Origin of the sequence: Nitrobacter sp. 62-13 (assembly GCF_001896955.1) — a bacterium.
Classification (GTDB): Bacteria; Pseudomonadota; Alphaproteobacteria; order Rhizobiales; family Xanthobacteraceae; genus Nitrobacter.
On sequence record NZ_MKRN01000199.1, the window covers coordinates 24,746 to 39,077 of the forward strand.

At 65.8% G+C, this 14,332-nt stretch carries 11 protein-coding genes and 2 pseudogenes; 1 reads left to right on the forward strand and 12 read right to left on the reverse strand.

The annotated features are described in order from the left end of the window. Nucleotides 1-27: 27 nt before the first annotated feature. The 7 genes and pseudogenes from lpxC to murB all read right to left on the reverse strand — a co-directional run bounded on the left by lpxC (nt 28) and on the right by murB (nt 7,850). The gene (lpxC, locus tag BGN91_RS15590; protein ID WP_292614687.1) at nt 28-984 is read right to left on the reverse strand and encodes a UDP-3-O-acyl-N-acetylglucosamine deacetylase; all 957 of its coding nucleotides are present in this window, start codon (nt 982-984) and stop codon (nt 28-30) included. Between the two features lie 340 nt (nt 985-1,324). Then, nucleotides 1,325-3,145, reverse strand: coding sequence for a cell division protein FtsZ (ftsZ, locus tag BGN91_RS15595; RefSeq protein WP_292614688.1), 1,821 nt, complete (start codon nt 3,143-3,145; stop codon nt 1,325-1,327). A 90-nt stretch (nt 3,146-3,235) separates the two neighbouring features. After that, nucleotides 3,236-4,558 (reverse strand): cell division protein FtsA, encoded by a 1,323-nt coding sequence (gene ftsA / locus BGN91_RS15600; RefSeq protein ID WP_292614690.1) that lies wholly within the window; start codon nt 4,556-4,558, stop codon nt 3,236-3,238. Continuing rightward, nucleotides 4,555-5,574: a cell division protein FtsQ/DivIB gene (locus BGN91_RS15605; protein WP_292614692.1), complete on the reverse strand. Its 1,020-nt coding sequence runs from the start codon at nt 5,572-5,574 to the stop codon at nt 4,555-4,557. The genes ftsA and BGN91_RS15605 overlap by 4 nt, the downstream gene beginning before the upstream one ends. Before the next feature lie 133 nt (nt 5,575-5,707). Further along, nucleotides 5,708-5,868, reverse strand: a pseudogene (locus BGN91_RS15610) (D-alanine--D-alanine ligase); the annotation flags it as partial. 70 nt (nt 5,869-5,938) lie between these two features. Continuing rightward, a complete protein-coding gene (locus BGN91_RS15615; RefSeq protein ID WP_292614694.1) occupies nt 5,939-6,928 on the reverse strand; it encodes a D-alanine--D-alanine ligase in 990 nt (329 codons plus the stop codon). Between the two features lie 4 nt (nt 6,929-6,932). Continuing rightward, on the reverse strand, nt 6,933-7,850 hold the full coding sequence (murB, locus tag BGN91_RS15620; RefSeq protein ID WP_292614696.1) for a UDP-N-acetylmuramate dehydrogenase: 918 nt from the start codon (nt 7,848-7,850) through the stop codon (nt 6,933-6,935). Between the two features lie 20 nt (nt 7,851-7,870). Between murB and BGN91_RS15625 the strand changes: the two genes are divergently transcribed. Further along, a complete protein-coding gene (locus BGN91_RS15625) occupies nt 7,871-8,206 on the forward strand; it encodes a GIY-YIG nuclease family protein (RefSeq protein ID WP_292614698.1) in 336 nt (111 codons plus the stop codon). 62 nt (nt 8,207-8,268) lie between these two features. On the opposite strand, the gene murC is transcribed toward BGN91_RS15625, so the two are convergent. The 5 genes and pseudogenes from murC to mraY form a co-directional block, all read right to left on the reverse strand. Next, on the reverse strand, nt 8,269-9,672 hold the full coding sequence (gene murC, locus BGN91_RS15630) for a UDP-N-acetylmuramate--L-alanine ligase (protein ID WP_292614700.1): 1,404 nt from the start codon (nt 9,670-9,672) through the stop codon (nt 8,269-8,271). A gap of 120 nt (nt 9,673-9,792) precedes the next feature. Next, nucleotides 9,793-10,896, reverse strand: a complete 1,104-nt coding sequence (gene murG / locus BGN91_RS15635; protein WP_292614710.1) for an undecaprenyldiphospho-muramoylpentapeptide beta-N-acetylglucosaminyltransferase — start codon at nt 10,894-10,896, stop codon at nt 9,793-9,795. A 180-nt stretch (nt 10,897-11,076) separates the two neighbouring features. Continuing rightward, complete coding sequence (ftsW, locus tag BGN91_RS15640) at nt 11,077-12,228, reverse strand: putative lipid II flippase FtsW (RefSeq protein ID WP_292614702.1); 1,152 nt, start codon at nt 12,226-12,228, stop codon at nt 11,077-11,079. Nucleotides 12,229-12,428: 200 nt separating this feature from the next. Continuing rightward, nucleotides 12,429-13,829 (reverse strand): UDP-N-acetylmuramoyl-L-alanine--D-glutamate ligase, encoded by a 1,401-nt coding sequence (murD, locus tag BGN91_RS15645; protein ID WP_292614704.1) that lies wholly within the window; start codon nt 13,827-13,829, stop codon nt 12,429-12,431. Nucleotides 13,830-14,037: 208 nt separating this feature from the next. Continuing rightward, nucleotides 14,038-14,332, reverse strand: a pseudogene (gene mraY / locus BGN91_RS15650) (phospho-N-acetylmuramoyl-pentapeptide-transferase); the annotation flags it as partial.

Here is a 14,332-nt window from a genome sequence, read left to right on the forward strand (position 1 = left end):
ACAGGGCAGAACGCTGCGTCCTGTCGATCAGGACACGTTGGGACCGTAGGCCGCAGCCATGCCGCCCACCATTCCGCCGACCGCTTCGCTCTGACTGCGCGGGCGCGAGGCCGGCTGGCCTTCGACGACCCGCCACGCGGTCCGATCGGCCATCATGGCCGTAAGCACCGCATGGTTGAGCTTGTGCCCGCCGCGCACCGAGCGATAGCCACCGATCAACGGCAATCCCGCCAACGCAAGATCGCCGATCACATCGAGAACCTTATGCCGCGCGCACTCGTCGGCGTAGCGCAGGCCTTCGGTATTCAGCAGCCGCTCGTCGTCGAACACCATGGAGTTTTCGAAGGACGCGCCGCGAGCGAAGCCCGCGCTCCAGAGTTTTTCGACATCGTTCATGCAGCCGAAGGTGCGGGCCCGGCTGATTTCACGGCGAAAACTTTCGGGATTGAGGTCGAGCGCATAATCCTGATGACCGATCACCGGATTGGCGAAATCGATCTCCACCTCGATGCGGAAACCGCGTGCGTGGGGATGCAGTTCGCCGTAGGCGTCGCCCCTGTTCACCCGCACCGGCTTCAATATCTGAATGAAGCGGCGCGCCGCCGACTGCTCGACAATGCCGGCCTGATCGATCGCGGCGACGAACGCGGCCGAGCTGCCGTCCATGATCGGCACTTCGGGGCCATCGATTTCGATGGTGGCGTTGTCGACCCCGAGCCCCCGCAGCGCAGCAAGAACGTGTTCGGCGGTGGACACCAGAGGACCCTGCTGGTCCCCCAGCACCGTGGCCAGTTCGGTCGAGGTGACGGATTTTGCGACGGCGCGGACGCGCCGGTCGTCTCCGTCAGCGCCGCTCCTGACAAAAATAAAACCTGCGTCGATCGACGCAGGTCCGAGGGTCAGACTGACCGCTGACCCGGAATGAACGCCGACACCCGTGACGGTGGCTCGCGAACGAAGCGTCGTCTGGCGGTTGAATTTCATTACCCGTGCCCAAGTGACTCATTCGCGAATGCCGAACTCGTGCCTGGAAGGCAGCGAATCGATTCGTGATCCCCAAAGTCACCACTAAAACATACCGGTTGCCCCAAAGAGCGCCAATTCACGCTTCTTTACCAATTGTTACCCCATCTCCGCCGCAATCGCGCCGCCGGTTGACCAAATTTGCTGCTGCCAACACGACCTTGAAGCGGAACATGAAATAGATAATTTTTTGTTAAATTTCAATCCAATGCCGGGAAATGCCGAGATATTCGATTAAGCAAAGCAAGGGGCTTCAACCCTGGTCGGCTGAAGCCCCTCGAAGTTCAATTGTTACAGCCCGTCAGTTGGCCTGCCGCCGCAGAAAAGCGGGGATATCCAGGTGGTCGTCGCCCTGCGGCGCGGGTGCGACAGGTGCCGGACGTCCGTGCGAGTCCAACCCTTGGGGCGCCGAACGCCGAGCGTATTCCGATACCGGCTCATTAGCCATCTGCTCGGCAACGCTGCGCTGCGGACGCCGCTCCGGCAAGGGCGGCATCGGCGCCATGGCCGGCCCGGAGGGGCGGGCCGCGATCGGCGGCTCGGTATCCTGGTCGCGGCGGCCGAGGCTGACATTGGCCAGACGCTGCAACAGCGACAGCCGGCTCTTCTGCGGATGATCCCCCTCGGTCTCGCCCCTCGCCTGACGGATCTCGTTTTGCGCGGGCATCGGCAGTTCCTCGATCCTCGGCATCCGCTGCGCGCGCACGGGGGCGCGTTCGGCCGGCTGCGGGATGAAGTTCTCCGGGGGCGGCGGCTCGTGGTTCTCGCGCGGGGCCGGATCGTGATCCGGAAACAGCGTCGGCTTTTGCGCGATCGGCCGAACGGTGACGTCGCCGTAGGACGCCGGTTGCATCGCAGCCGGAGCGGCCGGCTGCACCGGCTCGGCGACGGCCGCGGCAATGGCCTCAAGCGCCGCACGCTCGACGGTGGCACCGGAGATAGCGGGCTGTGCCGCCGGAGGTGCGGCCTGGACCACCGGGCGCGGCGGCTCGGCGGCCTTCTGCGCCTGAGCGGCAGCCAGAGCGGCCTGGCGCTTCTGGTCCTCGCGCAGCTTCGCGCTCAGGTCAGCGATACGGGTGTCGTTTGCGGTCGTCGTCGGCGGAGTAGGCGAAATCGGTTTCGCGGCCGGGGTCGTGCCTGCGGTCCGCGCGATCGTGCTCTGGTCGATGCCGGTCGCCACCACCGACACGCGGATGATGCCGTCAAGGCTCTCGTCGAAGGTCGCGCCGACGATGATGTTCGCGTCCTGATCGACCTCCTCGCGGATGCGGGTGGCGGCCTCGTCGACCTCGAACAGCGTCAGGTCCTTGCCGCCGGTGATCGAGATCAAAAGGCCGCGCGCGCCCTTCATCGATGAGTCGTCGATCAGCGGGTTGGCGATCGCGGCTTCGGCGGCGGTGAGCGCCCGCTTCTCGCCCGAGGCCTCGCCGGTGCCCATCATCGCCTTGCCCATCTCGCGCATCACCGCGCGGACGTCGGCGAAGTCGAGATTGATCAGCCCTTCCTTCACCATCAGGTCGGTGATGCAGGCGACGCCCGAATAGAGCACCTGGTCGGCCATCGCGAACGCGTCGGCGAAGGTGGTCTTTTCGTTGGCGACCCGGAACAGATTCTGGTTCGGGATGATCAGCAGCGTATCGACCACCTTGTGCAGCTCGCCGATTCCTGAATCGGCGGTGCGCATGCGGCGCTGGCCCTCGAAGTGGAACGGCTTGGTGACGACGCCGACGGTCAGGATTCCCATCTCGCGCGCGGCCTTGGCGATCACCGGCGCGGCTCCGGTGCCGGTGCCGCCGCCCATTCCCGCGGTGACAAACACCATGTTCGCACCCGAGAGATGATCGCGGATCTCGTCGATGACCTCCTGCGCCGCCGCCGCGCCGACGTCCGGCTGCGAGCCGGCGCCGAGCCCCTGGGTGACCTGCGTGCCCATCTGGATGATGCGCTGCGCCTTCGACATGGTCAGCGCCTGCGCATCGGTGTTGGCAACCACGAAATCGACACCCTGCAATCCGGCGGTGATCATGTTGTTGACCGCGTTGCCGCCAGCACCGCCGACTCCGAATACGGTGATCCGCGGCTTCAGCTCGTGAATGTCGGGAACGTTGAGATTGATGGTCATGGTTGCCTCTCGATTACGCGCGCGGTGTCGCTGTGCCAGCGGTCGTCGACCGTGGGAGTTGATGGAATCTGCAAAGCGGCGGAAAATTCATCAGAAGCCCTCCCGGAGCCATCGTCCGACCTTTCCAAAATATCCGTTGGTCCCTGTGCGAAGCTCCCGCGTGTGCCGCGGTTCGACATGTTCGAGATGAGCATATTGCGGATACACCAGCAGGCCGGTGGGAACCGCGAAGGACGCGCTCTTGGCTTCGTGGGGCAGCCGGCCGAAGCCGAGCGGGCGGCCGATGCGGACCGGACGGCGGAGGATGCGCGTCGCGAGTTCGGGAACGCCGGTGAGCTGCGATGCGCCGCCGCTCAGCACCACCCGCGCCCGCGGCTCGGCGGCAAAGGGGGAATCCGCGAGCCGGTCCCTGACCATCTCAAAAATCTCCTCGACGCGCTGACGAACGATGTTGGCGATTGTCGCGCGCGATACGACCTGAGGCGCGTCGCTGTCGCTGTCTCCGGCTGCCGGAACCGTCATCAGTTCGCGAACGTCGGAACCACCCGTCAGCACCGTGCCATATAACGTCTTGATTCGCTCGGCATCCGCAATGCACGCGCCGAGCCCGCGGGCAAGATCCATCGTGACGTGATGCCCGCCGATGGCGAAACCGCTCGCGTGAACGAAGCGGCCGGCCGAATAAATCGCGATCGTGGTCGTTCCGGCCCCCATCTCCACCACCGCGGCGCCGAGATCGGCTTCGTCGTCGGTCAGAACTGACAGCCCCGCCACATAGGGGCTCGCCGCCATGGCCTCCACGGTAAGGTGACAGCGCTCGACCGCCAGCATCAGGTTTTTCGCGACCGTCGCCTCCGCGGTCACCACGTTCATGTCGACGCCGAACCGGCGCGCCACCATGCCGCGGGGATCGCGGATCCCCTTGACGCCGTCGAGCGAATAACCGACCGGCAGCGCATGGAGCACGGTGCGTCCGGGGGCGGTGGCATGGCGCATGCCGGTCGAGGTGACGCGGCTGACGTCGGATGACGTCACCGCGCCGCCCTGAATGTGAGACGCGGCTTCGATCAACTGGCCCTGCAGCCGTCCGGCCGAGACCGGCAAGAGCACCGATTCGACCCGGACCTTGGCCATCTGCTCGGCGAGCGACACCGCCTGGCGCACCGCCTGTTCGCATTGGGCGAGATCGGCCACCGCGCCGGCCTTCATGCCGCGCGACTGGATCTGGCTGTAGCCGATCAACTCGACCGAATGGGTCCGTCCGCGCAGCGCTTCGTTTGGCGCGCTCGGCTTCAGCCGCGCGATCAGGCAGGCGATCTTGCTGGTGCCGATGTCCAGCGAGGCCACCAGCGCGCTGCGATTGTGCGGCATCGGCCGCGTCTTCGGGGTCTGGTTGCGGTCGAGGCCGGTCATGCGCTGCCGGCCTTCTTGCTGGATTTCTTGAACTGCTCTTCGCGCGCCTTGGCGGCCTCTTCCGAAAGCCGCACGGTCACGCGGTCGGGCAGCCGCATGTCGATGGCGGTGATGTCGCGCGACAGCAGCTTGTCTTCCATGTCGTATTTCACCAGCGCAGCGAGCGCGCGGCCGACGTCGGTCTCCGGAAGGCGGATATCGAGGCCGTCCTTGAGACGCAGATTCCAGCGCCGTTCGCCGACCAGGATCGCAGCCTTGAGCTGGTTGTTCACCACCGGGTATCGCGCGACCAGGGCGAGGAAATCCTTGGCGCGGGTTTCGGCTCCCTTCCCGACCACGAGCGGCAGCGAAGCGAAGCGGCGGGTGACGTAAGGCTCGAGCACGACACCGTCATCCGCGATCACCGACAGCTTGCCGTCCTCCTGCCACAACGCGAAGGGTCGGCGCTCGGTGATGTCGATCTGCAACGCGCCGGGATAAAGTTTCAGCACGGTCGCGTCCGCGATCCACGGATCGCCTTTGAGACTGTCGCGCACGCCGGCCGCATCGAGGAACAACAGCGAGGAACGGCCATTGACGCCGCCGACCGCCAACACCTCGTCCTGGGTCAACTGCTTGCGGCCGTTGACGATGACCGAGCTGATGCGGAAGCCCGCGGCGTTGGCGAGCGCATTGCGCGCGTCGCTCAAAGCCCCGATCGCCGCATCGACGTGTCCGCCCGTGATGACGCCGAGCGCTGCGCCGCCGCCGAGGACGATCACGGTCAGCGCCATGCCGAGCCGGCGCGGAACGTAGCGCTCCAGAAGGGCGATCGCGCGGTTGGGGTTCCTGGCACGCGCATCGAGGCGGTCCGCCCGGGCGCGCTTCAGCTTCGTGACCTGCTCGCGCAGCAAGATGCCCGCGCCGCTGGCGGCGAGCCTGATCAGGTCGGCCTGCTTCAGCAGGCCGGACCCCGTCAGGTCAGACATGGACCCCGGCGATCTCAACGACCGATCGAGACGTCCTCCACCCTTCATCGCGCGCGCTCGTCAACGTTTTGCCCCGCACTGCTTGTCGAATTCAGTGCCGAGGCAGGAACTCCCATCGGAGACACGCGCGACCACCTGGCAATGCCGGACGGGGGCGCCGACCTCGCGGCAGGTCCGCAACTCCCTCGATGCGATCGTCGAAGCGGAAAATCCGCAACAGCTCGCGCCCCGGCAGCCTCGCGTCACATGAGCCGCCAGCGTTAACCTTCGGACGTCCTGGTAAACAAAAGGTAAAACTGGTCCGGGCAGGCCGTGTTTTGGTGCGATAAAAGAATGCCTTGCGGCTTTTTGGACGATTGGCGCTCCAGCGGCCGAAAATACCTCCGGCGGTTCCTCGCCGGCCGGCAAACCTTCAAGCCGGGCGGATGGCTTTTTCCGCAAGCACGATCTGATCGCGCAGGAAATCCGAAAATCCGATCCCCTGCGCATGAAGCGCCTTCGGATAGAGGGAGGCCGCAGTCAGGCCCGGCAGGGTATTGGTCTCGAGATAGACCGGCTTTTCGCCGGTCACGATGAAATCGGTGCGGGAATAACCGCGGCAGGACAACGCCCGGTGCGCCCGCAGCGCATCATCCATGATCCGCGCGGCGATGGCCGGCGAGAACCTCCCGGGGCAGATCTCCTGCGTCGTCTTCGCCAGATATTTCGACGCGTAGTCGAACCGGCCCTCCGCCGGCACGATCTCGACCGGCGGAAGCGCGATGACCGTGCCGTCGGCGCGCTCCAGCACGCCGCAGGTCGCCTCGACGCCCGGCACGAACGGCTCGATCACATATTCTTCGGCCCTCGCCGCCTCACGCACGGCGACGAGGTCCTGCATCGCGTTGACGAAGATCAGACCGTAGCTCGATCCGTCGCGCGCCGGTTTTGCGATCAGCCGGCCATGCTCGGCCAAGGCACGATCGATGTCCTGCAGCGGCACGCCGGGAGGCACGTTGACGCCCGCCAGCGCCGCGAACCGCTTCGCCGCGACCTTGTCGAACGCAAGATGCGAGGCGGCCGAGCCGGAGCCCGTAAAAGGAATGCCGCGCAGTTCGCACATCGCCTGCAATTCGCCGTTCTCGGCGCGGCCGCCATGAAGGCCAAGCACCAGCAGGCGATCCTCAGCCTTCGCCGCATCGAGCGCCCGTTCAAGCGGCACGCCGGCGCCGCCGGGGACAAACTCGTCCTCGAAAGGCCGCGCGTGACCGAGCAGCGCCTCGGAGCGCACACTATGAACATCGTCGCGCACATCCCAGAACCACAGCTCCGCATCCGGCAAAGCGCGGCGCAGCGCCTGCGCGCTCGCCACCGAGACGAGGCGCTCCTTGTTGCTGCCGCCGAAAAGGATGGTGATGCGCATAAGCCTATTCCAATCCGATCCGCTTGATTTCCCATTGCAGGTCGACGCCCGACTGCTTCTTCACCTGCGCGCGCACGAAATCCCCCAGCGTCTCGATCTCGCGCGCGGTCGCCTCGCCGGTATTGATGAGGAAGTTGCAATGCATCTCCGAGACCTGCGCGCCGCCGACGCGATGGCCGCGCATCCCGGCGGCATCGATCAGTTTCCACGCGCTCTGCCCCGGCGGATTCTTGAAGGTCGAGCCGCCGGTCTTCTCGCGGATCGGCTGCACCGTCTCGCGATGGCTCTGCACCTCGTCCATGCGCGCGCGGATCGCTTCCGGCGTGGCCTTGCGTCCGCGAAACGTCGCGCCGGTGAAGATGACGGAGGGATAGATCGCGCTGTTGCGATATTCGAACTTCATGCCGGCATTGTCGAACGTCATCTTGTCGCCGCGGCGGCTGACGGCGCGCGCCTGGACCAGAACATCTTTCGTCTCGCTGCCGTTGGCGCCCGCATTCATGCGCAGCGCGCCGCCGATGGTGCCGGGGATGCCGAAATAGAATTCGAGGCCGCCGAGACCCGCCGCGACCGCAGCTTCGGCGACCCGCTTGTCGAGCGCGGCGGCGCCGGCGCGCAACGTTTCGCCGTCGGTCGCGATCTCCCCGAAGCCGCGCGCCGACAGGCGGATCACCACGCCCGGCAGGCCGCGGTCGCGCACGATGAGGTTGGAGCCGACGCCGATGCAGTAGATCGGAATCTCCTCCGGCAGATGCCGCAGGAAGTAAGCGAGATCGTTTTCATCCGCCGGCGTGAACAGCACCTGCGCCGGACCGCCGACGCGAAACCATGTCAGCGGCGCCAGCGGTTCGTTCGCCAGCATTCGCCCGCGCAGCTCCGGCATCTGCGATTTCAGTTTTGTCGTGATGTCCGGGAAGGTCACGAGAAGCTACTCTTTTCGTCATGGCCGGGCTTGTCCCGGCCATCCACGTCTTGCAGAATTTCCACATGGCTGGTGGATGGATCTATATTCTTACCGATCGTCCGAATGGAATTCTCTACGTCGGCGTCACGAATGATCTTGTCCGCCGCATCTATGAGCATCGATCCGAATTCGTAGAGGGCTTCACCAAGCGGTATGGACTGAAGCGATTGGTCTATTTCGAGCAGTTTGACGATATCCGCGCCGCCATCCAACGAGAGCACAATATCAAACATTGGCCTCGTGCCTGGAAAGTCCGAAAAATTGTCGCGCGCAATCCCGATTGGGACGACCTTTTTGAAACAATTGCCAAGTGAAGACGTGGATGGCCGGGACAAGCCCGGCCATGACGACCATGGCTGATGCGTTCGCATCGCACTCATCCCAGCGCCTTGAGTTCGCCCGGCAGCGCGTAGGCCCACTGCGTGATGTTGCCGGCGCCGAGGCACACCACATAATCGCCGGGCTTCGCGAGCCCCGCAACGACGCCCGGCAGCGCCGCCGACTCCTGCAACGGCACCACCTGGCGGTGACCGTGGGCGCGCAGGCCAAGCACGAAGTGGTCGCGGTCGATGCCCTCGATCGGCGGCTCGCCCGCCGGATAGACCTCGGCGACGATGACGGTATCGGCATCGTTGAAGCAGGTGCAGAATTCCTCGAAAAGCGATTGCAGGCGGGTGTAGCGATGCGGCTGCACCACGGCGATGACCCGGCCGGCGGTGGATTCACGCGCCGCCTTCAGCACCGCTGCGATCTCGACCGGATGATGGCCGTAGTCGTCGATGACGGTGACTCCGTTCCATTCGCCGGTCTTGGTAAAGCGCCGCTTGACGCCGCCGAACCCTGCGATGGCGCTGCGGATCGTTGCGTCGGGAATGCCGAGTTCATGCGCCACCGCGATCGCCGCCGTGGCGTTGAGCGCGTTGTGGCGGCCGGGCATCGGCAGCACGAGATCGGAAATCTCGTGGGCGGCGTCGGTCTTGCGGTTGCGGAACACGACGCGGAATCGCGAGCCGCCGCCGTTCGGCGCGAGGTCGACCAGCCGGGCGTCGGCCTGCGGGTTCTCGCCGTAGGTGATGATACGGCGGTCCTCGATCTTGCCCACCATGCTTTGCACGACGGCATGATCGATGCACATCACCGCGAAGCCGTAAAACGGCACGTTCTCCACGAACGAACGGAATGCGTCCTGCACGGCGTCGAAGGTCTTGAAGTGATCGAGATGCTCGGGATCGACATTGGTGACGATGGCGACGTCGGTCGGCAGCTTCAGGAACGTGCCGTCGCTTTCGTCGGCTTCCACCACCATCCACTCGCCCGCCCCCAGCCGCGCATTGGTGCCGTAGGCATTGATGATGCCGCCGTTGATGACGGTGGGATCGAAATCGCCGGCGTCGAGCAGTGCGGCGACCATCGACGTGGTCGTGGTCTTGCCGTGGGTGCCGGCGATGGCGACGCAGCTTTTCAGCCGCATCAGCTCGGCGAGCATCTCGGCGCGACGCACGACGGGAATGCGCTGCGCGCGCGCCGCCATCAATTCGGGATTGTCGCGCTTGATCGCGGTGGAAACAACGAGCACGTCCGCGCCGTTCACGTTGCCGGCCTTGTGGCCGACCGTGACATTGATCCCCTTCTCGCGCAGGCGGCTGACATTGGCGCCCTCGGACGCGTCCGAACCCTGCACGGTGTAGCCGAGATTGCACAGCACCTCGGCGATGCCGCTCATGCCGATGCCGCCGATGCCGACGAAGTGGATGGGGCCGATTTCGCGCGGCAGTCTCATGTCTGTTCCTTGCCGTCATCGTCCGGAGGGACGATCCAGGAGTCCGCGACACCGATTCACAGCGGCCCGCATGGCGTACTGGATGCCCCGCTTTCGCGGGGCATGACAAGCCCGAATCAACTAGATTCCGGCCACTTTAACGACCAGATCCGCGAGCCGCTCCGCCGCGTCGAGGCGGCCCACGGTGCGCGCTGCCGCCGCCATGGCCGCAAGCCGCGCCGGATCGTCGGCCAACGCGGACAGGTCGGCCGCAAGGCGCTCCGGCGTGAAGTCCGCCTGCACGATGCGGATCGCGCCGCCGGCATCCGCCAGCACGCCGGCATTGGCGAACTGGTCCTGATCGAGCGCGCCGGGCAGCGGCACCAGGATCGAGGGGCGTCCGATCGCGCCAAGCTCGGCCACCGTGCCCGCGCCAGAGCGGGAGACGATAATGTGGCTCGACGCCAGCCGCGCCGGCAGGTCGGCGAAGAACGGCGCCAGCTCGGCATTGATCCCGAGCCGATCATAAACCGCGCGGACCCGCGCCATGTCTTCGCCGCGCACCTGCTGGGTCAGCACCAGCCGCCGCCGCAGCGCGGCTTCGAGCTGCTCGATCGCCTCCGGCACGATGTCGCTCATGACGCGCGCGCCCTGGCTGCCGCCGACGACGAGTACGCGCAAGGGATCGTCCCGACCAGGCACGGCAAAGGGAGCGGCGGCGGCCGCGAGAATCGCCGGCCGCATCGGCGTGCCGGTCGTCGTGGTCTTGCCGATCAGCGAGGGCTCCTTGGCGAGCACGCCGGGCAGCGAGGTGGCGATGGCGCTGACACGGCGCGACAGGAAGCGGTTAGCGCGGCCCATCACCGCGTTGGCATCGTGGATCAGGGTCGGAATTCCGGCGAGCCGCGCCGCGAGCAGCGGCGGCAAGGTCGGATAGCCGCCGAAGCCGATCACGGCGGCGGGCTTCAACCGGTGCATCAGCTTGAACGCGACGGCGGCGCCGGCCGCAAGCGTCAGGCCGGTGCGCGCCAGCGCCAATGGCGAGCGGCCACGCACGGTCTCGCTCGGCACCACGTCGGTCATGTCCTTCGAGAACAGCCCGCTATAGCGCAGCGCGCGCGAGTCCGTCACCAGCCGCACCCGCAGACCGCGCTTCATCAGCTCGACGCCGAGCGCCTCCGCTGGAAACAGGTGTCCCCCGGTGCCCCCGGCCGCGAGCAGGATGAGAGGTTGTTGTTCAGTCACAAGATTCGTCACCCGATCCCAATCACCATCGTCATGGCCGGGCTTCGTCCCGGCCATCCACGCCTTTTCCTATCACACGCTTGCAAAACGTGGATGCCCGGCACCACAGGGGCGGAGCAAAGGACGCCGTTCTTCGAACGGCTATGGCCGGGGCACGAGGGTCAGGCCGCGAACATCCATCTACGCATAGCTCGCGGCGGCGGTCGCCTCGCTGATCGATTCCATTTCCGTGCGCGGCCTCTGCCGCGTCAGCGCCAGCATCAGGCCGACGCCGTAAGCGAGCGAGACCATCGACGAGCCGCCATAGGAAATGAACGGCAGCGTCATGCCCTTGGCGGGGATCAGATGCAGGTTGACCGCCATGTTGATGGCGGCCTGCACGCCGAACATGATCGCGAGCCCGGATGCCGCAAAGCGCGAGAACAGATCCTCCGACGCATAGGCGCGCGACAGGGTGCGCATGACGATGAAGGTGAACAGCGCCAGCAGCGCCAGGCACATGATGATGCCGAATTCCTCGGCGCCGACCGCGAACACGAAATCGGTGTGACTGTCCGGAAGACTCCGCTTGGCGATGCCCTCGCCCGGACCGAGCCCGAACCAGCCGCCGTTGGCGAAAGCATCCATGGCGGTATCGACTTGGAATGTATCGCCGGAAGCCGGATCCATGAATCGCTGGATGCGGACGGCGACGTGAGGGACCAGCATATAGGCGGCGAACAATCCGGCGATCGCGGTGCCTGCGAGACCGAACACCCAGACGATGCGCATGCCGGCGATGAAAAACAGCGCACCCCACACCATCAGGATCAGCATGGTCTGGCCGAAGTCAGGCTCCATCACCAGCAGCGTGACCAGTCCCAGCAACAGCGTCAGCGCCATCGAGGTCGCCGGCATCTCGGGCTTGCGCGCGGATTCCGAAAAGAGCCACGCCGCCAGCACGACGAAAGCGGGCTTTGCGGATTCCGAGGCCTGGATGTTGACGCCAAGGATCGTAATCCAGCGTTTCGCGCCCTTGACCTCCGGGCCGAACGCGAGCGTGGCCACGATCAGCACGATGCTGAGCCCGAACACGATCAGCGCCGAGCGGCGGATCTGGCGCGGCGACAGGAACGACACGCCGACCATCACGACGATCGACGGCACCAGAAACAGCACATGGCGGTGAAAGAAATGAAACGGATCGAGCCCGATCCGGGTCGCGACCGAGGGGCTGGCCGCCAGCGACAGCACCACGCCGGTCAGCATCAGAAGGATCATGGCCGCCAGCAACAACCGGTCCACGGTCCACCACCATTCCGAGAGCGGCGTACGTTGTTCACGTGAAATCATGGCGGATCCTGCAGGCGGAGATCACGCCATTGGTCCCCGATCGTGATTACCGGGAGGTTAAGGAAACCGGACAAGTTTTCGGGAGCGACCATTCCGCTCGTCATGTCCACACGTGTTGCGGGCATCCACGTCTTAGGAATTTGAGCGAAAAAAGGCGTGAATGGCCGGAATAAATCCGGCCATGCCGAAAGTCGGTTCGGCTACGCCACCGGCTTGACGCCGGGCAGCGCCTGCACCAGTTCGCGGAAGCGGTCGCCCCGGACTTCGAAATTGCGGAACTGATCGAACGAGGCGCAGGCCGGCGACAGCAGCACCACGGCGTCCGCAAGGCCCGACGCCTCGGCATCGCGCGCGGCGACGGGCACCGCCGTTTCCAGCGTCCCGGTGATCTCGTACGGCACCTTGTCCTCAAGCGTGGCCGCGAAGTCCTGCGCCGCCTCCCCGATCAGATAGACCTTGCGGACGCGCGGGAACAATTCGGCAAGCGATGCGATGCCGCCGCTCTTCGGCTTGCCGCCGGCGATCCAGAAAATATCGGTGAAGGACGACAGCGCCTTTTCGGTCGCGTCGGCATTGGTGCCCTTGGAGTCGTTGACGAAGAGCACGTTGGCCTTGCGTCCGACCTGCTCCATGCGGTGCGCGAGGCCGGGAAAGCTGCGCAGGCCATCTTGCAGGATGTGCCTGGTCACGCCGAGCGCGAGCGCCGCCGCCGAGGCGCAGGCGGCGTTCTGCGCGTTGTGCCGTCCGCGCAGCGAGCCGATGCCGCCGATATCGGCTATCTCGCTGCGGGCGCCGCCCGACGCGCGAACGATCCTGCCATGATCGACCCAGATGCCATCCGCGAGCGGCCGCTTCACCGAGACGCGCACCACGTCCTTGCCGGCCTGTTCGATGCGATCCGCGGCGGCGCGGCTCCAGATATCGTCGACACCGATGACAGCCGTTCCTTGCGGCTGCACGCTTGCAACCAGCCTCTCCTTCACCGCCGCATAGTGCTCGATGGTGCCGTGGCGATCGAGATGATCGGGACTGACGTTGAGCAGGATGCCGACGGTCGGATCGAGCGAAGGCGTCAGGTCGATCTGATACGACGACATCTCGATGACATGCACGCGCCCCTTGCGCGGCGGCTCCAGCGACAGGATCGCGGTGCCGATGTTGCCGCCCATCTGCACATCGTGACCGGCCTCGCGCATCAGATGCGCGACCAGCGCCGTGGTGGTCGACTTGCCGTTGGTGCCGGTAATGGCAACGAAGGGCGCGTCCGGCACATGACGACGCCGCTCGCGGCAGAACAGTTCGATGTCGCCGATCACCTCGACGCCGGCCTCGCGCGCCGCCAGCACGCTCCAGTGCGGCGTCGGATGAGTCAGCGGCACGCCGGGCGCAAGCACCAGCGCGGCGAAATTGGTCCACGCCACCGTGCGCAGGTCCGCGGTCATGAAGCCGGCCTGCGCCGCCTTCGCGAGATTGTCGGCGCTGTCGTCGCCTGCGATGACTTCCGCGCCGCCCGCCTTCAGCGCGTGACAACTCGCAAGGCCGGAGCCGCCGAGGCCGAACACCGCGACCATCTTGCCGGCGAAGGAGGTGACGGGGATCATGGGAAGGCCTTACGCAGGGCGGGCCGTGACGAACTCTGAGTGTTGTCACCTTTCCCCTTGAGGGGGAGGTCGGCGCGCAGCGCCGCGAGGCGGGTATCTGTAAAAACAAGACACCCCCCTCCCCAGCCCTCCCCATCAAGGGGGGAGGGAGCAGGAAGAGCAGCGCCGCGAGGGAATCCGGCAACGAGATGCGGCATATTCCAGACCGTCACCGCAGCTTCAACGTCGAAAGACCGGCCAGCGCCAGCATCACCGAGATGATCCAGAACCGGATCACGATCTGCGGCTCGGTCCAGCCGAGTTGCTCGAAGTGATGGTGGATCGGCGCCATCTTGAAGATGCGCTTTCCCGTCAGCTTGAACGACGCCACCTGCACGATCACCGACACCGCTTCCAGCACGAACAGGCCACCGATGACCGCCAGCACGATCTCGTGCTTCACCGCGACCGCGATCGAGCCGAGCATGCCGCCGAGCGCCAGCGAACCGGTGTCGCCCATGAAG